Source organism: Rhodococcus sp. 05-2254-5, assembly GCF_002258575.1.
Lineage (GTDB): Bacteria > Actinomycetota > Actinomycetes > Mycobacteriales > Mycobacteriaceae > Rhodococcoides > Rhodococcoides fascians.
In genome coordinates this window covers 113,283-131,091 of sequence record NZ_NOZG01000006.1, presented here as the reverse complement: position 1 = coordinate 131,091, position 17,809 = coordinate 113,283, and the positions used below count along the sequence as shown (strand labels likewise).

The window sequence follows — 17,809 nt, the reverse complement described above, 5'->3', positions numbered from 1 at the left end:
CGGCGAGGGGTCCCTCGCTCCGCGGGAGGTTCCGGGTTGTACCGACGGGGGTTCGGAACCGGCGGCGGACCGGGTCGGTACTGACGTGGTGGCGGCGGTGGCTGTCCAGGGGCCCCACCGGCGCGCCGAGGCGGGGGAGGGGGCTGCTGGCCGGGTGGTCGACGCGGTGGCGGCGGCTGGCTCGGCGGCGGGGTACGCCGATTCGGCGCGCCGTGCCGTCCGTAGCGATCGTCGTCGTTCACGAATCGACTGTACCCATCAGGGCAACCACGCCAGGTGTTCGCGCAGCAGGGCGTAACCGACGAACGCGACGATGTCGATGAGTGCGTGCGCGATCAGTAGTGGCCACAGCCTCCCGGTGCGCTGCCAGTATCGGCCGAACACCAGACCCATCAGGAAGTTGCCGACGCCGCCGCCCACCCCCTGATAGAAGTGATAACTCCCGCGCAGCAGCGAGGAGCACAGCAAGGACTTGTTCTCGCTCAAGCCGAGTCGGCGGAGTCGAGAGATCAGGTAGGCGACGACGATGATCTCCTCGGCACCGGAGTTGGCCAGCGCATACAGAATCAGGGCGGGCACTCGCCACCAGTGGTCGTCGAGCGCGCTGGGGACGACGTTCAGATTGAATCCCAGGGCGTTGCCGACCAGGTAGAGCGCGAGACCCGGCAGCCCGATGAGTGCCGCGAGCCCGACGCCGTGGCCGAGATCGATCTTCAGGCGCGGTTTCGCCAGTCCGATCGCACGCGGTGCCAGATCTGCTCGCCACAGCAGGTACAGCCCCAATGCTCCCCACGCGCACAGGCGCAGGATGCTCAGCAGCTGGAACAGCAGGTCGATGACGCTGAAGCTCGATCGCGAGGAGTTCAGGGCGACCGTCTGATCGGACAGCGCTGCGGTCTGCAGGGCATCCTCGACCAGCGAGAGAATGCTGCTCATGCCACTGAGGCCGAACGTCACCAGCAGCACGATCGCGATCTCGACCTTGATGGTCGTGCGTTCGCGAGCATCAGGCGGTGGAGCGGCGCTCTCCGGCGGCGGTGGCGTCAACCAATTCCTGAAGTCGATCACGGCACGAGTGTGCCCTGTTGTGCCTCGCGGCGGCGTCAGCCCCGGGCGCGCAGACCGTTGAGGAACGGGCAACCGGCGAGGACCCGGAGGGCCCGGCTCAGGGAGATCGTGTCGTCGACGGGCGCGGCGAAGCCCAACCGGACGTCGTTGTCGCCGCACTCGCCCTCGATACGCAGACGAATGCCGTAGCGGTCGATGCCCAGCGGACGCACGCGTCCCTGCCGCAGCGACGGTGGGAGGCGTCGGGACAGTTGCGCGAGGAGGTCGGGATGATCGGAGTCGAGGTGCTCGAGCCAGCTCGTTTCCATCTCCCAGAACGGATCGGGCTCGGCTGCCAGCAGCGAGTCGACGTCGACCGGCTCGGCTCCGGTGCTGTCCGCCACCACTGCGGAGCCGACGATCAGACGCACCAGGGAGGTGGTGTGGCCGACGTCGAGCAGTGCCGCGTGGGGATGCTCGGCGGCCACCGCGCCGGCCATCGGGCGCATCAGCGATTCCGGCACCGGGCGCAATTCTCCGCGCAGCCACACCAGTGACCGCACCGGTTCGCGCAATGCGAGAGGTGCGTGATCGGTGAGCTCGACGACGGCAGGAACGCCGGCGCGGGAGGACTGCCACCTGATCGCGTCGTCGAGGGAATCGGTGGGGACCGCCAGAATCATCTCGCCGTTGGGGCGCAGGTGGTGCAGGGACGTCACGACGGGGTCGCTGCCGTCGATCACGAGAGCTGCACCCTCGGCGCGCATGCAGGCGCTGCGTACGCGCTCGGCGGTGGACGGTCCGGTGGTGGTGGTTGCGCCGAGCATGGGCTCCTCCGATGCGATCGGTACAGTTGAATGGCCAGTAGGTGAGGCATACCTAAGTAACGTGCCCCTAAGTTAGCCGGATGTGGCGGGTATCGCAAGGGCAAGCTGGGACTACCGTGAAGACGTGCCGATTCCGTTGACCCTCGGTGTGCCGCACCGACCAGATCCGAACGCGCTCGTCGCCGGACTGCTGCAGCCGTTCTGCGCCGATGCCCCTGCCGTGCAGGCTGCTCCACGCGCCGCCGAGTACGGCCCGCCCGTCGTGCTGGCCTCGACCCTGCTGACGCTGCCGCCCACCGAGAACCTCGGGCGCATCGTCGTGCGACTCGACATCGACCCGGACGAGCTCCGGGCCTCGAGCGCAGGCAACTACGAAGCCGTTCGATTCGAGGTCGACGCGGTCCCCGAGCATCTCGCCGACGCGCTCGGGTTACGGCTGCCCTCGCCCCTCGTCGTCTTCCCGGTGTTCGACGCGATCGACGTGGCCGAGACCGCGGAGACCATCGTTGCCGCTCATCGGACCCCCGGCATCGGTGTCGGCGACACGGCGCGGCGTATCGCCGACGTGCTCGCCGTCGTCTCGCATGCCGATGTCGGTCTGGTCGCCCGCGCCGACACCGGAGACGAGGTGATCGCGATCCTCGCGGCGACGGTGGCATCGCTGCGCGGAGACGACATCGCGTCGGCTCTGGCCGCGCCGAATGTCGACGCTCTGCGCAAGCTCATACCCGAGGCCGCCGAGGCCGTGCGGGAGGTACTGCTGGGGGTCGAGATCGCCGACGCCGTCGCCGCCCGCGCCCGGCTGGTCGACGTCGGTTTGATCGCTTCGGGGACGTCGACAACGTAACCTCGAGACGTGCCTCGCATCGCTTACTTCGGCCCATCGGGAACGTTCACGGAGATGGCGCTGGCGCAATTCGAAACGCTCGGCGCATTCGATGGGGTCGGCCTGAGCGGGGACGTCCAGAGGGTGTCGGCCGCGAGCCCGCCCGCGGCGCTCGAGGCCGTTCGATCCGGTGCCGCCGACGCCGCAGTGGTTCCCATCGAAAGTTCCATCGAGGGGGCCGTGCCGCCGACGCTCGACGCATTGTCCGAAGGACGGCGATTGCAGATCGTCGCCGAGACGGAGATCGAGGTCGCGTTCACCATCGTCGGCGGACCCGGTGTCACTCTCGACTCGGCCCGCACGATCAGCGCGTACCCCATCGCCCTCAGCCAGGTCCGGCAGTGGTTGCAGGCCACGATGCCCGACGCCGTCGTGCAGTCCGCGACCTCGAATGCCGGTGCAGCAGAAGATGTTGCCGCCGGCGTGGTCGACGCCGCCGTCTCGACACGCTTGGCCGGGGAGCGGCTCTCATTGCCGACGTTGGCCGACGGCATCATCGACGTCGAGGGTGCGCGCACCCGCTTCGTGCTGGTGACTCCGCCGCAGCCGGTGCCCGCCCGCACCGGTGCCGACCGCACCTCGGTGGTGCTGAAGCCGCCGAACGACCCGGGTACGCTGCCGGCAGCGTTGGCGGAGTTCGGAATTCGCAACATCGATCTGACGTTCATCGAATCACGCCCTACCCGTTCGCAATTGGGCACCTACATGTTCTTCGTCGATTGCGCCGGGCATGTGGACGATCCCCTCGTCGCCGAGGCGCTGACCGCGTTCCACCGGAAGATGCCACTACGTTTCCTCGGATCATGGCCCACAGCAACGACATCGGGAGGTTCGGTGCCGCAACCGATCGACGAGCACGTGCAGTGGTTGTCCGAAATCCGTTTCGGTCGGGGTGATCTGTGATGGGCAAGCTCATTCTCGTTCGGCACGGGCAGACCGTCTCCAACGTCGCGAAGAAGCTGGACACAGCGCCGCCGGGAGCCGAACTCACCGAGCTGGGTCACCGGCAAGCCGAGGCGTACGCGCAGACACGGTTGGGTAATCCTCCCGCCGTGTTGGTCTCGTCGATTGCTCTGCGCGCCAAGCAGACTGCGGGCTACGTCGAGCGCGGCACCGGAGTGCCCCTCGTCGTGACCGACGGTATCCAGGAGACGTCCGCCGGAGAACTGGAAGATCGAGACGATCCCGAGGCGCACCGACTGTTCACCGAAATCTTCTACCGGTGGCATACCGGAGATCTGGATGCAGCCGCGCCGGGCGGCGAGAGCGGGCGCGCAGTGTTGGCGCGCTACGTCCCGGTGCTCGACGAGCTGCGTGGACAGTACCTGGGTGACGACACCGCCGGAGACGTCGTCGTCGTGAGCCACGGGGCCGCAATTCGACTGGTCGCGGCGGCCCTCACCGGTGTCGACGGCACCTTCGCCGCAGACAACCATCTCGACAACACCCAGACAATCGAGCTGTTGCCGCTACCCGACGGTGGCTGGGCATGCGCCAAGTGGGGCACGTTCCTGCCGCCGTTCGAGGGCAAGGGCAGCGACAAGGCAGACAACCCGATCAGCTGATCGCTGGATTGCCGATCGCTGGGTTCGTGGTCGCTGGGTCCTTGGCCGACGAGATCAGCTCTGTCAGAGCCGCGGTCACCCGGTGATCCGACGCGCCGGTCAACGAGCTCCACGAACGACCGTCCGCGGCGACAGTGGAGGTGGCGACGATTCGTCCGGCGCGGGTGTCGAACAGGGCCACCGGACGCCCGGCCCCGCGCCGAGTCCCGTGCCTGCGGGTCACGGCCGTGATCTCGGTCCTGCCCGCGCACGTGGCCATCGCCGAGGCCAGAGTGAGGGCCCGGTCGTCGGCGATTCCGATGCTACGCAGACGGGAAGCGGTGCCGCCCACGTCGGACGGTGCCGCGTCCAGTGCCTCGGCCAGCAGGTCGGTGGGCGCGTTGATGCTGCCGGGATCGAACGGCGGTGCCGATCCCAGCGACGAGACGAGGTCGCGAGCCGGATCCCCGGCGATGACGCGCAGGGTGACGATGTTCTCTCGCCGTACCGCCGACACCGCGATGGTGTCGTCGGATGCGATGCAGATCCGAGTCACAGGAACGGTGTCGCCCTCGAATTGTCGCGCCGAGACGTACCAGCGGGGTTGTTCCATGACCCGCAGCCAGTGGCGAACGTCCTCGTGGACCGCGGAGCCATCCCACAGCCCTGCCGCCGCGAGGGCCTGACGGCCGCGGTCGACAGCACGGTCGCGGGCTGTCGCGTCGTCGAAGCGTGGAAAGACGTCGAGCACGACGGGTAGTTCGGCAATCGAGAGTTCGTCGACCAGGAAATCCATCTCGTCGACACCGAGTGCGGCACTCGGCAGTGTGTGGCCCACCGGCACGGTTCCCAAGTCGATCACCGGCCGTTCTCACTGATGTTGTCGAGGGCTGGGTCTGCTCCGATGACCGACGGTCCCACCGTGCGGCCGTCGGCGAAATGCTCGAACTGTTTGAGGTATTCCGGGGTGTCGTGTTCGTCGTCGTCCTGCGCCCGTGTGCCCGATACGGGCGCAGCACCGGCACCGGTTCCGCGCTGAGCGAGACCACCCTCGGCTGCGGTCGGTGCGCCGACCGTAGTGGCAGGACTGCTCTGGACTGCACCCGTGAGTGCCGATCCACCGCCGAGGGGACTCGACGCCGAACCGGGCATTCCCAGCCCGCCGCCGATGCTGCCGCTGCTTCCGCCCAGTCCGCCGTATGCCACCGGACGGGTGGACGCCGGCCCGACGGCGAGAGATGCCGAACCACCGGGTGCGAAGGAGTGGCCGATGCCGGATCCGGGTCCACTCGGCGGCGGCGTCGAGACCAGGTTCGATGCCGCGGTGGCCACCGTGGACACGCCTGTTCCGGCGATCGAGGTGGCGGCACTGCCGAGCTGCCCGGCTGCGGCTGCGACGCCTGGGTTCTGCGTCGCGGCCATCAGACCGCCGACCGCAGCCTGAACGGGGGACGTCATCAGCGCACCGTTGGCGAATTTGCCGAGACCACTGCCGGACTCGGACACGATGGCGGGCGCATGATCGAACGTCGTCTTCGCGATCAGGTGCGAGGAGACCAGCTCGAATCCCTCCATGACCATGGCTGCGCGGATGTCGAGCAATCGATCTGCGACCTCGGCTGCCTCGTAACTTCCGTTCAGTGCACCGCCGGTCGACGCAGCCGTCACCTTGGCAGCTTGCACGGCACCGATCTCGACGAGCGACGGCATGGTGGCCAGTGCGACGCCGTAGGAGGTTCCTGCGGCGGGGGCTTCGATCGACAGTGCCGCCGCCTTCAGTGCGGTGGCTCCGGTCCACGTGGCGAACCGGGCGAGGGCTGCCTGCGCGAGGAGGGCCGACTCACCCTCCCAGCCCGCGGTCAGGGCTGTCGTGATCGCGGCGATGCTCACCGAGGCCTCGGTGAAGGCCGCGGCCACCGAACCCCAGGCCCCGCCTGCGACATGTAGAGGCACCGGTCCGGGCCCCAACAGTCGCGTCGAATTTCCTGTCGCAGTTCGTGGTAGCCAGACCACACCTGTCACACCGAGCGTCATTGTCCAGCCCCCATGATGTTCGAGCCCCCGTGTCGTTTTCGAAACCGCTGCCGGTCGATGAGTGCGTCAGATGCCGGCGAGCCCCGGCAGGCCCCCGGCGGTGTCGTCGTCGGTCGCCAGGTAGTCCGCGGCCTGCTTGCGCAGTTCCTCGGCGGCCCGGTGTAGCTCCGAAATGCCTTGTGCTGCAGCAGGGCCGAAGGTATCGGCCGCGGTGGCGAAGAAGCGATCGGTCAAGAGCGACACCTCGTCGGTGCCCGGCGGTAGCGGCCGAACAGGAAGCGCCGTCGCAGTGACGGCGGCCTGCAATCGGGCAGCGACCGCATCGAGTTCCGAGGCAGCGAGCTGCAGAGCCACCGGATCGACTTTGATGACGGTCATGAGCACGCTCCCTGCGATCGACGAACTGGGCTGTCGGTAGGTAGGACGCCGCCGTGCCCGGATCGGTTCCATCGATGCCGGAAAGAATTCAGAGAGACTTCTGCGCCACCGAATCCATCGTCCACAGCGACCCTCGGCGATGGATCGAGGTGCGCGTCAACGGTGCGACGTCGACCCGCCAGAACGAGCTGACCGGTGCCGCCAGCACCAGCACGACCGCGGCCCGGATCACTGCGGGTGCGGTCACGGCCAGCGTGCGGCCCGGCGTCGAACCGACCTCGTCGAGCCACGCCTCGACGCGAGCGAACAACGCGTCCAGAGATTCACCGCCCGGCGGTGTGAATGCCGGGTCGCCGAGCCAGGCCATCGCGTCGGCGTCGGGCAGATCGGTCATCTCGAGACCGGACCACCGGCCGTACGCGACATCGGCCAACGCGGGTTCGATGGCGACGTCGGTGCCGAAGATCTCGGCAGTGGATCGGGACCGCAGCTCCGGGCCGGACACCACGCGGTCCGCACGCGGAAAGTCGGTCACCTCGGCGAGTGCGCGCACACCCGCCTCGTCGAGTGGCTCGTCGGCAGGGAAGCGGCCCGAGCGCATCGCATCGGTTCTGGCGTGGCTCACCAACGTCAGGCGGGTCGCAGGCGCAGTCACCGCGTCATTGTGGCATCGGACGGTGTTCTTCGAGGACAGTGATTGACACGGAGTCGAACGCGGTGCCACAGTGCGCAGGTAAGACGCGATGTACGCAGGTAATCCGGTGAAAATCCGGAACGGTTGCGCCACTGTGATCGACGTCGGGCAGATGTCCGAATTCGAGAGCCAGAAAACTCGTACATCGCATGGCCGTCCCTTCGACTCCGAAGGGACTACGGGACGCACAATCCCAGGAGGACACCCCCATGGCAATACTTCATGCACCCAGCAACACGACGGAATCGGCGGCCCTCGCCGTCATCGTCGCCGCGACGATACTGCTTGCATTCGTTGTGCTCTACCTCGTCGGATTCGACCAGGGCGCGATCTCGCGTAGTGGCATGTACATGCACGAACTGATGCACGACGGCCGCCACCTGCTGGGCCTGCCATGCCACTGACCGGGACATTCGTTCAGTTGCTGGTGCGAGGTCTGCTCGCCGGTCTCGTCGCGGGACTGCTCGCCGGCGGAGTTGCCTTCGTCATCGGTGAGCCGCACGTCGATTCGGCCATCTCCATCGAAGAAGCAGCAGGCGAGGCACACCACGCCGACTCCGATGCGACTGCTGCGCACTCGCACGGAGACGAGGACGCCCTCGTCAGTCGCGACGGGCAACGCGTCGGACTGTTCCTCGCCACCGGACTCGCCGGACTCGCACTCGGCGCGATCTTCGCGTCGGTACTGCACTATGCCCGACGGTTCAGCTCGCTCCCGGGCTCGATCCTCGCGCTCCTCGGAGCCGGGGCCGGATGGCTGGCAATCGAAGCGGTGCCGTTCTTCAAGTACCCGGCAAACCCACCGGCCGTCGGAGACCCGGAGACGATCACCCAGCGCACCTGGCTGTGGTTGGCGTCGGTGATTCTCGGTCTGCTGGCCGTGGGCGCCGCGATCTACGTGGCGAAGGCGGTGGCGTCGCAGTCGTCGGTGGCGGTTCGCGTCGGTGCTCCGACGGTGGCGTTCCTCGTGATCGTCGCTGTGGGCTACGCACTTCTACCGGGTGTGAACGAAGTGGGTTCGGACTTCCCGGCGACCCTGCTGTGGGAATTCCGACTCTCGTCACTGGCCACGCAGGCAACCCTGTGGCTGGCTCTGGGACTGGGATTCGCGTTCCTGACCGACCGCGCGGTGCGGCCGGTTCGTCGAGAGGCTGTCTCGGCTTAACCCTGTTTTGCCCGCCCCCCCAGGTTGGGATCAATGCGCCTTTGTTGCAGTCTGACCGACTGAAACCCGCATTGATCCCAACCGGGGGTGGCATTACGGGGGTGGGGGTGGCGATCGGGGGCGAGTGCGATCAGCCGAATCCCAGTTGATGCAGGCGTTCGTCGTCGATGCCGAAGTGATGGCCGATTTCGTGGGCGACGGTGATGGCGATTTCGCGTCGAGCCTCGTGTTCGTCGTCGACCATGTCGAGGATCGGTTTGCGGTAGATCGTGATGACGTCGGGCAAGTGTCCGCTGTATTCGTAACGTTCGGTCAACGCGATTCCCTCGTACAACCCGAGGATGTCCTCGGTGGGGTGTTCTTCCTCGACGAGGACGACCACGTTGTTCATGAAGTCGGTGAGTTCTCGCGGCAGTGTGTCGAGAGCGTCGGACACCGCTTCCTCGAAGTCGACGCGGGTCATGTGCGTGGGGATGTCAGCCTCCGGTGGTGATCGGAGCAGCACCGGGCAGTGGGGTCGGGAGGGCGCGGCCGTCGGGGGCTGCGGGCGGCGGCACGGGCGCGGCACCGTTGATGAGGATGTCGCCCTTCGCGCTGCCGACGATGGTCGCGAATCCGCCGGAGTCGAGTTCCTTGCCCACCGAGCAGGTCACCTGACGGCTGCCGGCGAGCCAGCTCGAGACGTCGATGGTGTCCCAGAACAACGTCAGAGTTTTGTCCCGCAGCGCGTTCTCCGAGCCGAGGTATCCGTTGACGGCGTCGGTGCAGGTCTTCTCCAGATATGCGTCCTGGTCGCCTTCCGACGGATGCCCGCCGGGGAACTGCTGCGTGAGGTTGATCACCGAGGCCACCTCGAACGCGTGGGGAGTCGAGCATTCCACCGGGTCGGCAGGCACGTTCTGGTTGATTCCGATGCACGTGCCCGTCGGCCACACCTTGGACTGGTCCTCGTCGAGGATCGAGCCGGTCATCTCGAGCAGCGCACCGGTGTTCGACGGCATCTGCACACCGCACCGCAGCGTGCGCTCGCCCTTGGCCCATCCGGCCTGGCTGGGGAACATCAGGCCGACGCCGTAGCGGCCGTTCGGGTCGAACTTGGCACCGACGTAGCCGTCGACGGCGGCGGTGCAGTGCTCGTCGCGCAGTTCACCGAAGCGCAGCGCTCCCGGGTACGGCGCGCCGGGGCCGAATTCGATACCGGGGTAGACGCTCATGTCGATGTCGCGGGCCACCTCGAAGCGGTGGGCGTCGGCGCACGGCACTTCGCTGAGGTCCTGACGATCGGTCTCGGGATCGTCGGTGGGCGTCCACTGCAGGCACACGCCCGGGTCGGCGGCACCGAAGGACTTCGCGGACACCGGGCCTGCGGTGGCGGGGCCACTGGCCGTCGAATGCGTGGTGATCTTCTCGGGAGTCGAGAATCCGCCGGACAGGAACACTGTTGCCCCCGCGGCCAGGACTGCACCGACGGCCACCATGGCGAGGCCGCGTCGAGCAGTGGTGGCCGAGAGAGTTCTCCGACTCTCGCTCGTCGTGGGGTCTGGTTCTGTAGCGGACATCGCCCTCCATCATGCCCGAGTATGTTCGGTCGACATGAGCGACCCAACGGGTGACGACGACCTCAGTGAGCTGGCCGGTCGACTGTTCGCAATGGCACGTACCGGTGACGCCGTCGGTCTGGCGAGTTACGTCGACGCCGGAGTTCCGGTGAATCTGCACAACGAGTCGGGGGACACCCTGCTCATGTTGGCCGCCTATCACGGTCACGCCGATGCGGTACGGGTGCTGGTCGAACGCGGTGCCGATGTGAACAAGGCCAACGACAAGGGTCAGAGCCCACTCGCGGGCGCTGTGTTCAAAGGCGAGGACGAGGTGGTGCGGCTGCTCGTCGACGGCGGAGCCGACCCACACGGCGGCCACCCGTCGGCGATCGACGCAGCCACGATGTTCGGACGCGAGGACTACCTGGGCTTGCTCGGCAAGTAAGGTTTGCTCTCGTGATCGACCTGAAATTGCTTCGCGAGAACCCCGACGCAGTGCGCGCCTCGCAGCGCACCCGAGGCGAGGACCCCGCTCTCGTCGACGCTCTTCTGGACGCCGACGCCTCCCGCCGCGCCGCTGTGTTGGCCGGGGATCAGTTGCGTGCCGAGCAGAAGGCGCTGGGCAAGAAGGTCGGCAAGGCTTCGGCCGAGGACCGTCCCGCGCTGCTGGCCGGGGCATCGGAACTGGCCGCGAAGGTCAAGGCGGCCCAGGCAGCCGAGGCCGAGGCCGACGCAGCTCTCGACACGGCTCACCGGGCGATCTCCAACATCGTCGAGGAGGGAACGCCCGCGGGCGGCGAGGACGACTTCGTGCTGCTCGAGACCGTCGGCGACGTCCCCGAGTTCGACTTCGAGCCCAAGGATCACCTGGAACTCGGCGAGTCGCTGAACCTGATCGACATGGAACGCGGAGCCAAGGTGTCGGGCTCACGCTTCTACTTCATGACCGGCTACGGCGCGTTGCTGCAGCAGGGGCTGCTTCAGCTCGCCGCGCAGAAGGCCGTCAAGAACGGGTTCACCATGATGATCCCGCCGGTTCTCGTGCGGCCGGAGATCATGTCGGGAACCGGCTTCCTCGGAGCACACGCAGACGAGATCTACCGCCTCGAAGCCGACGACCTCTACCTCGTCGGAACCTCCGAAGTTGCTCTCGCCGGCTACCACTCGGGCGAGATCATCGACCTCGCCGACGGCCCCAAGCGCTACGCCGGTTGGTCGTCGTGCTTCCGTCGTGAAGCGGGCAGCTACGGCAAGGACACCCGCGGCATCATCCGCGTCCATCAGTTCGACAAGATCGAGATGTTCTCGTACATCAAGCCCGAGGACGCGGCGGCCGAGCACCGGAAGCTGCTGCAGTACGAGGAGGAAATGCTCGCCGCAGTCGAATTGCCCTACCGCGTCATCGACACCGCAGGCGGAGACCTCGGGTCGTCGGCCGCTCGCAAGTTCGACTGCGAAGCATGGGTCCCCACGCAGCAGGCATACCGCGAGCTCACCTCGACCTCGAACTGCACGACCTTCCAGGCCCGACGCCTCGGCGTGCGATACCGCGACGAGAACGGCAAGCCTCAGACCGCCGCCACCCTCAACGGCACCCTCGCCACCACGCGGTGGATCGTGGCGATCCTCGAAAACCACCAGCAGGCCGACGGCACCGTCCGAGTTCCCGAGGCCCTCGTGCCCTTCGTCGGGACCGATGTCCTGAAGTAATTCAGGATCAGGCGATGTCGCCGATGCAGTAGCCCTCGCCGCCGATCGCCAGCAGGAACGTGCGGTTCTGGTACACCCCCGAGGCGTCGATGATGTCGGCATTGACCTGCGTGTAGACGCCGTTCTGGGCCGTCACGAACACACTGTCGGGATCGAACGAGGTGATGCTCGGCAGAATTGCCGGATTCTCGGCCAGAGGTGGGGCAGTGGGAGACCCGGTGCCGTTCGGATCCCACGTGCCGCGGCTGTCGCACACCAGCGGGTAGCTCTCTTCGACGTCGCCCCGATTGACGGGGATACCGGCGATGCGTCCCAGATAGCGATCGACGGTGTAGACCGCGTCCGTCGCGTCGAAGACCGGCGTCGTGCCGGTGGGATAGACGGTAGGGCAGGCGTAGCCCGACGCGATCTCGCTGCGTTTGATGGCGACCGTTGCCGTGGGTCCGGTCCACGTCACCGCGTACTGACCGTCGACCGCGGGAGCCGCCACCGCCGCGAGGATGGCGCCGGTGTCGAAGTACATCGTCGGAATGTCGGTCGGCGGCACAGTCCAGCACCTCGCGGTGACGACACCTATTCCGCCGCCGGTGAGATCGTTGACGAACGGCCGTAGTGCCGCGGCGGCCGCAGGATTTCCGGGGGCTTCGCCGACGGGCGGACCCGGTGGGATGGGCGGCGGTGCCGGGGTGGTGGTGATCGTCGGTTCAGGGGCGCTCGACCCGGCGGCATTCGCGGACTCGGCGGTGGACTCGGCACTGCCGCTGGACGGGGCTGCGGCCTGATCGGATGGGATCCCGACCGCGGAATCGCAGGCACCGACCAGCGCAATCATCGCTATCAGCGGCAGCGCGGTTCGGCAGACTCGGCTGCGCCGCGGTGAAGCCGCTCTGTTCTTCACGTGAATTCTCTCCCCCGTAGCTTCTCGAACTGCGCACGACCCGACCGCGCTCCTGGCCGGACCTTTCTCCGACCCCGTCCACCGACTACGCTAACCGACTGTGGAACCCGTCTACCGATCAGTCATCGGCATCGCTCGCACAGTGTTCGCGTTCGAGGGCCTGAAGTTCGAGGTCGAGGGCGAGGACCACATCCCTGCTACCGGTGGAGCGGTCATCGCCGTCAACCACACCGGATACATGGATTTCACCTACGCCGGGTTGCCGCCGCGGCGAGTGAAGCGCTACATCCGCTTCATGGCCAAGAAGGAAGTCTTCGACAACAAGATCTCCGGCCCCATCATGCGCGCACTCAAGCACATCCCCGTCGACCGCGGTGCCGGTGCGCAGTCGTACAAGGCGGCCGTCGACAGTCTGCGCAAGGGCGAACTCGTCGGCGTGTATCCCGAAGCCACCATCAGCCGGAGCTTCGAGATCAAGGAATTCAAGTCCGGCGCAGCGCGTATGGCCATCGAGGCCGGCGTCCCCATCATCCCAACGGTCATCTGGGGTGCGCAGCGAGTGTGGACCAAGGGCTACCCGAAGCGACTGGGCCGCACCAACACTCCGATCTCCATTGCCGTCGGTGAACCGATTGCGCCGGTCGGGCCGCCGAACGAACTGACCGACAAGCTGCGGTCGGTCATGCAGAAGATGCTGCTCGAGCTTCAGGAGGGCTACCACCACGAGCCCGGCGCGTACTGGGTTCCGGCCCGACTCGGTGGCAGTGCCCCGACCCTGGAGGAAGCCGACAAGCTCGACGCCCAGGATCTGGCGGCGCGCGCAGCCAAGCGCGTCGAGTAGTCGGCGGGCATGAACCTCCGCGGTGAACGGGTCGTGTTGCGGCCGATCACCGCCGAGGACGTGCCGGAGCTACGCCGAATACTGCACACCCCCGAGGTGCATGCGCGCTGGGGTGACGAGGACGCCGACGAGACCTGGCCGTTCGACAACCCTGAAGAGACCCGCCTGGTTGTCGAATTGGACTCCGCGACAGTCGGTTTGATCCAGTACGGCGAAGAGACCGACCCGATGTACCGGCACGCGTCGATCGACATCTTCCTCGATCCGGCTGTACACGGCCGCGGCGTCGGAAAGGACGCGGTAGGCACGCTGGTGCGCTACCTGACAGTCGGTCTCGGTCATCACCGCCTGGTGATCGATCCCGCCGCCGACAACGCAGTGGCCATAGCCTGTTACAGCGCAGTCGGTTTCGAGCCCGTCGGGATCATGCGCAAGTACGAGAAGGGGCCGGACGGCTGGCACGACAGCCTGCTGATGGACTTGATCGTCGAGTAGCTGACATGTTCGGGATTTCAGGTGTTCACGCGTTCAGGGGGAGAGTCAGCCGGAATCGCGCGCCCGAAGGCCCTGTGAGGCAGACGAGTTCGCCGCCGTGGGCGCGCGCCAGTGTTCGAGCGATCGACAGCCCCAGCCCGACGCCGCCGGACGCTCGGTCACGGGCGGAGTTCAGCCTGACGAGCCGTTCGAAGATGCGCTCACGGTCTGCCTCCGCGACACCCGGTCCTTCGTCGTCCACGGTGATGAATGCGTGGGTGTCCCTGCCGACCGCTACCCGAATCGTGCCGCCGGACGGGGTGAAACGACCGGCATTGTCGAGTACGTTCGACAGAATCTGTTCGATGCGTCCGACGTCCACTCGAACCGGAACCGGTTGCGCCGCATCGACATCGAACCGAATGTCCGGCATCAGCAGCGCTGCTCGCTCCACTGTGCGCCGGGTGATCTCGACGAGATCGATATCGGTTGCATCGAGATCCGACGTGCTCTCCGCACGGACGGAATCGAGCATGTCGCCCACCAAGCGTGACGCCCTGCTCGATTCCCCGACCAGCAACTCGCTCCAGCGCGCGACTCGATCGGGGCGATGCTCGGCGTCGCGCTGCAGCGACTGCGCCAACGCCGAGATCCCGGCGACGGGAGTGCGCAGCTCGTGTGCGGCGTCGGCCAGAAAGCGTCGCATGTCCTCCTCGGCGAGGCGGGCTGCCCGTGCGGCCGAGGCCTCGCGACGCTCGGCGTCCTCGAGGGCGTCGAGCATCTCGTCCACGGCCGAGGCAGTACGGCCGAGGTCGGTGTTCGGTTTGGTGGGAAGCAGACGTCTACCCCTGTCGCCGTTGGTTATTCGGCGCGCGACCGATGTCATCGAGTCCAGCGGGGACAGTGCTCGCCGCACGGCAAAGGTCAGCGCAGCGGCGGCCAGTAGCAGCGTCACGGCACCCGCTACCAGCATGAGGATGCGCAGTTGTCGCCGAACATCGGCGATGGCGGTGGTATCGCCGAGGAGAGACAGCGTCGAACCGTCGGGCAACGGTTCGGTGATCTCGAACGAATCGGACGGGGGCGCAGGAGGATCCGGCGGACCAGGGGGACTCGGAGTTCGCGACTGGCCCGCAGGCGGAGCCGGGGTGGCAGGCCGGATGTCCGGGCCAGGCGGTCCGCTGCCGGGAGCGCCGTACACCGTGCCGTCCGCAGCGGTGACCCGAACTCGGATGGCGTCGCCCTGCAGGGCCTGTACCAGATCCCCGGGCCCGACGCCGCTCTCCACGAGCTCGACAGCCCGAGTTGCCCGGTCCGACAACCGCGCTTCCAGATCACGCCGAAGCTGTTGACCCAGAACGACATCCACCGACGATCCGACAATCACCAGCAGTGCCGCGAACAACACGACGACGGTGGCGACCACCCGCATCCGAAGCGACGGGGTCGGCGTCCGCTTCACTGCGGAGCCCGCAATGCATAACCCAAGCCGCGGACGGTATGAATCAACCGCGGCCCATGCGCTTCCATCTTGCGACGCAACGCACTGATGTGAACTTCCACCAGGTTCCCGTCGTACGCGCCGTAGCCCCAGACCGATTCCAGGATAGAGGTTTTGGAGACAGTACGTCCGCGTTGTGCGACGAGGAACGTGGCCAAGCGGAGCTCCGTTGCCGTCAGATCGAGAACCTGACCTGCCCGAGTGACCACTCCGGCGGGCTCGTCGACCAGTAGATCACCGACCTGGACCGCGTCGGAAGAACGACCACGACGCCGCAGCACGGATTTGGCGCGGGCGACCACCTCGTCGAGTTGGAAAGGCTTGACCACGTAGTCGTCAGCGCCGTCGCTTAGGCCCCGCAATCGGTCGGCCAGCTGATCTTTCGCGGTGACCATGATGATGCCCGCGTCGCTGCTCTGCCGGACTACGTCGATGAGATCGAACCCGTCCCGTGCACCGGGCAGCATGACGTCGAGGATCACCACATCGGGACGAAAGCCTGCCATCGTGGGCTCGAAGTCGTCGCCGTCGGGCAGGGACACGGCGGTGAAACCCGCGTCCTCGAACGCGGCCACCAGCGCTTCCCTGATGGGTAACGAATCCTCCACCACCATCACCCGGGGAGCGGAACTATAAGTCATGCCTCGATTGTCACCCACCAGCTGAAGTGATCCTGAAGATGCGCCCAGCTTCAGGGTGACTTCAGCTAACGGCGGCAGTGTCGGTGACAGACCGAAACGAACGACGCAGTCCGAACAAGGAGTGAACGTGAACGATCAGACCCAACCGATTCCCGCCGCATCGAACCCCGAGCCCACCCCGAGCGCCCAGGCAACTCGGGAGAGCAAGCCCAAGCGGTGGAAGGGACGGGTACCGCTGGCAGCGACCGCAGCAGCGGGTCTTGCCGTCGGAGCGCTGGTGACGGCGGCGGTGTTCGCAGCCGCCGGACCCGACGTCTCGCCAGGCGTGTCGACCGTGGCGTCGTCGTCTGCCCTCGGACAGCGAACCGATGGCGGCGGCGGGTCGGACGTGCCTGCTGTACCGGCAAGGCCCGAGGCGACGGATTCCGGTGACGGATCGACGGTTCCCGCAGTTCCGACCCCACCGGGTGATGGCGCAACACCACCGGCACCGGGTGACGGCGCAACTCCGCCTGCCCCGCCCGCGGGTGGTCCGGGCAAGGGCGGACCGGCCGATGGTGGTCCGGGTAAGGGTGGGCCGGGCGCAGGTGGCCCGGGAGCGGTGTGCGCACCAGAAGACGGAGCGACGCCTCCCGCACCGCCGGCAGCGCCGTCCGGTTCCTGAACGCAAGCTCGGTCGGTCCCCGCACCGGATCGGTGCGGGGACCGGTGCGGGCGGAGGCGCGACTTCCGAACGCGCCGAGGGTTTTATCTCCCGCGGTACGCGGACGCCAGCGCGGCGTACTCGTCGAGGATTTTCAACGATTCGTCGTGCGGCGCGGTGGGCAGCATGAGCGCAAGCTGCCCGAATCCCAACTCTTCGCAGGCGTGCCAGTACTCGGGATCCGCGGGGGTGCCGAACTGTAGCAACGGAACGTCGTGCCCGAGTCCTTCGCGCATCGCATCGATGCGCGCGGACATGACATCGACGGGCTGTGGGTTGGCTATCCACCCGGCGTCGTGCCGGATGACGCGCTTCACCGTCGCATCGGAGGCACCGCCGATGAATATCGGGGGGTGCGGTGTCTGCACCGGCTTGGGACGGAGGTAGGAGGGTTCGATATCGACGTGCTTGCCGTGATACTCGGCCGGCTCGTTCGTCCACAGGGCTTTGATTGCTTCGATCTGCTCGTCCAACAGTGCACCCCGTGTCTTCGGGTCGGTGCCGTGGTTGCGGATCTCCTCGAGGAGCCAACCCGCTCCCACGCCGAATACGAACCGGCCCCGTGAGATCAGGTCGATACTGGCGGATTCTTTTGCAGTGGTGATGGGATCACGCTGAATGAGCAAGGTGATACCGGTGACCAGCTCGATCTTCGATGTCACCGCTGCGGCCGCTGCCAGAGTGACGAAGGGGTCGAGCGTCCGATAGTAGAAGTCGGGCATCTCTTCGCCGGTGGGAAACGCCGTCTCCCTACTGGCTGGGATGTGAGTGTGCTCGGCAACAACCAGCGAGTCGAATCCACGCTCCTCGATGGCGCGAGCCAGCGACACCGGGTCGATCCCGTCGTCGGTGACGAAGGTGGAGATTCCGATTTTCAAGGCTGTTCCTAACGTCGGGTGTCGCCCGTGCACGGGGCGTGAAGTGG

At 67.0% G+C, this 17,809-nt stretch carries 22 protein-coding genes; 10 read left to right on the top strand and 12 right to left on the bottom strand.

All coding sequences use genetic code 11. The annotated features are described in order from the left end of the window. Positions 1–258 precede the first annotated feature (258 nt). Together CH278_RS04710 and CH278_RS04705 are read right to left on the bottom strand one after the other, a co-directional pair. Positions 259–1,068 (bottom strand): CPBP family intramembrane glutamic endopeptidase, encoded by an 810-nt coding sequence (locus CH278_RS04710; RefSeq protein WP_032385340.1) that lies wholly within the window; start codon positions 1,066–1,068, stop codon positions 259–261. Between the two features lie 35 nt (positions 1,069–1,103). After that, positions 1,104–1,874, bottom strand: a complete 771-nt coding sequence (locus CH278_RS04705) for a DUF2470 domain-containing protein (RefSeq protein WP_027494847.1) — start codon at positions 1,872–1,874, stop codon at positions 1,104–1,106. 124 nt (positions 1,875–1,998) lie between these two features. Between CH278_RS04705 and CH278_RS04700 the strand changes: the two genes are divergently transcribed. The 3 genes from CH278_RS04700 to CH278_RS04690 are packed head-to-tail and all read left to right on the top strand — an operon-like array spanning position 1,999 to position 4,325. Next, positions 1,999–2,721, top strand: a complete 723-nt coding sequence (locus tag CH278_RS04700; RefSeq protein WP_032388112.1) for a hypothetical protein — start codon at positions 1,999–2,001, stop codon at positions 2,719–2,721. A gap of 9 nt (positions 2,722–2,730) precedes the next feature. Beyond that, the gene (pheA, locus tag CH278_RS04695) at positions 2,731–3,663 is read left to right on the top strand and encodes a prephenate dehydratase (RefSeq protein WP_094621303.1); all 933 of its coding nucleotides are present in this window, start codon (positions 2,731–2,733) and stop codon (positions 3,661–3,663) included. Next, positions 3,660–4,325 (top strand): histidine phosphatase family protein, encoded by a 666-nt coding sequence (locus CH278_RS04690; protein WP_032374193.1) that lies wholly within the window; start codon positions 3,660–3,662, stop codon positions 4,323–4,325. Before pheA ends, CH278_RS04690 begins: the two co-directional genes overlap by 4 nt. Here the strand turns inward: CH278_RS04690 and CH278_RS04685 are convergent. From CH278_RS04685 to CH278_RS04670, 4 genes are all read right to left on the bottom strand, one after another. Continuing rightward, a complete protein-coding gene (locus CH278_RS04685; RefSeq protein WP_094621302.1) occupies positions 4,318–5,166 on the bottom strand; it encodes an ESX secretion-associated protein EspG in 849 nt (282 codons plus the stop codon). The genes CH278_RS04690 and CH278_RS04685 overlap by 8 nt on opposite strands. Then, on the bottom strand, positions 5,163–6,338 hold the full coding sequence (locus CH278_RS04680) for a PPE domain-containing protein (RefSeq protein WP_094621301.1): 1,176 nt from the start codon (positions 6,336–6,338) through the stop codon (positions 5,163–5,165). Before CH278_RS04680 ends, CH278_RS04685 begins: the two co-directional genes overlap by 4 nt. 66 nt (positions 6,339–6,404) lie before the next feature. Then, on the bottom strand, positions 6,405–6,716 hold the full coding sequence (locus tag CH278_RS04675) for a PE family protein (RefSeq protein ID WP_027494842.1): 312 nt from the start codon (positions 6,714–6,716) through the stop codon (positions 6,405–6,407). Between the two features lie 88 nt (positions 6,717–6,804). Continuing rightward, positions 6,805–7,371, bottom strand: a complete 567-nt coding sequence (locus CH278_RS04670) for a histidine phosphatase family protein (RefSeq protein WP_228139305.1) — start codon at positions 7,369–7,371, stop codon at positions 6,805–6,807. Between the two features lie 248 nt (positions 7,372–7,619). On the opposite strand from CH278_RS04670, the gene CH278_RS04665 reads away from it, so the two are divergent. Continuing rightward, positions 7,620–7,814 (top strand): CbtB domain-containing protein, encoded by a 195-nt coding sequence (locus tag CH278_RS04665; RefSeq protein WP_027494840.1) that lies wholly within the window; start codon positions 7,620–7,622, stop codon positions 7,812–7,814. Continuing rightward, positions 7,805–8,575, top strand: coding sequence for a CbtA family protein (locus CH278_RS04660; protein WP_094621300.1), 771 nt, complete (start codon positions 7,805–7,807; stop codon positions 8,573–8,575). The genes CH278_RS04665 and CH278_RS04660 overlap by 10 nt, the downstream gene beginning before the upstream one ends. A 130-nt stretch (positions 8,576–8,705) precedes the next feature. Here CH278_RS04660 and CH278_RS04655 read toward each other — a convergent pair whose 3' ends face one another. Further along, positions 8,706–9,038: a metallopeptidase family protein gene (locus CH278_RS04655; protein WP_027494838.1), complete on the bottom strand. Its 333-nt coding sequence runs from the start codon at positions 9,036–9,038 to the stop codon at positions 8,706–8,708. 13 nt (positions 9,039–9,051) lie between these two features. Next, positions 9,052–10,134 carry a septum formation family protein gene (locus tag CH278_RS04650; protein WP_032371706.1) on the bottom strand — a complete coding sequence of 361 codons (1,083 nt, stop codon included), beginning with the start codon at positions 10,132–10,134 and terminating at the stop codon, positions 9,052–9,054. Between the two features lie 34 nt (positions 10,135–10,168). Between CH278_RS04650 and CH278_RS04645 the strand changes: the two genes are divergently transcribed. After that, on the top strand, positions 10,169–10,561 hold the full coding sequence (locus tag CH278_RS04645; RefSeq protein ID WP_032366735.1) for an ankyrin repeat domain-containing protein: 393 nt from the start codon (positions 10,169–10,171) through the stop codon (positions 10,559–10,561). Between the two features lie 11 nt (positions 10,562–10,572). Continuing rightward, positions 10,573–11,826 (top strand): serine--tRNA ligase, encoded by a 1,254-nt coding sequence (gene serS / locus CH278_RS04640; protein WP_094621299.1) that lies wholly within the window; start codon positions 10,573–10,575, stop codon positions 11,824–11,826. 7 nt (positions 11,827–11,833) lie between these two features. On the opposite strand, the gene CH278_RS04635 is transcribed toward serS, so the two are convergent. Beyond that, a complete protein-coding gene (locus CH278_RS04635; RefSeq protein WP_143536213.1) occupies positions 11,834–12,724 on the bottom strand; it encodes a hypothetical protein in 891 nt (296 codons plus the stop codon). A gap of 100 nt (positions 12,725–12,824) precedes the next feature. Here CH278_RS04635 and CH278_RS04630 point away from each other — a divergent pair, with 100 nt between their 5' ends. Beyond that, complete coding sequence (locus tag CH278_RS04630) at positions 12,825–13,565, top strand: lysophospholipid acyltransferase family protein (RefSeq protein WP_032371702.1); 741 nt, start codon at positions 12,825–12,827, stop codon at positions 13,563–13,565. A 9-nt stretch (positions 13,566–13,574) separates the two neighbouring features. After that, on the top strand, positions 13,575–14,060 hold the full coding sequence (locus CH278_RS04625) for a GNAT family N-acetyltransferase (protein WP_094621297.1): 486 nt from the start codon (positions 13,575–13,577) through the stop codon (positions 14,058–14,060). Positions 14,061–14,085: 25 nt separating this feature from the next. On the opposite strand, the gene CH278_RS04620 is transcribed toward CH278_RS04625, so the two are convergent. Together CH278_RS04620 and CH278_RS04615 are read right to left on the bottom strand one after the other, a co-directional pair. Next, on the bottom strand, positions 14,086–15,501 hold the full coding sequence (locus tag CH278_RS04620) for a sensor histidine kinase (RefSeq protein ID WP_256991759.1): 1,416 nt from the start codon (positions 15,499–15,501) through the stop codon (positions 14,086–14,088). Then, complete coding sequence (locus CH278_RS04615) at positions 15,498–16,181, bottom strand: response regulator transcription factor (RefSeq protein WP_094621295.1); 684 nt, start codon at positions 16,179–16,181, stop codon at positions 15,498–15,500. The genes CH278_RS04620 and CH278_RS04615 overlap by 4 nt, the downstream gene beginning before the upstream one ends. 127 nt (positions 16,182–16,308) lie before the next feature. Here CH278_RS04615 and CH278_RS04610 point away from each other — a divergent pair, with 127 nt between their 5' ends. Further along, on the top strand, positions 16,309–16,845 hold the full coding sequence (locus CH278_RS04610) for a hypothetical protein (protein WP_143536212.1): 537 nt from the start codon (positions 16,309–16,311) through the stop codon (positions 16,843–16,845). Between the two features lie 83 nt (positions 16,846–16,928). Here CH278_RS04610 and CH278_RS04605 read toward each other — a convergent pair whose 3' ends face one another. Further along, positions 16,929–17,762 (bottom strand): LLM class F420-dependent oxidoreductase, encoded by an 834-nt coding sequence (locus CH278_RS04605; RefSeq protein ID WP_027494828.1) that lies wholly within the window; start codon positions 17,760–17,762, stop codon positions 16,929–16,931. Between the last annotated feature and the right edge of the window lie 47 nt (positions 17,763–17,809).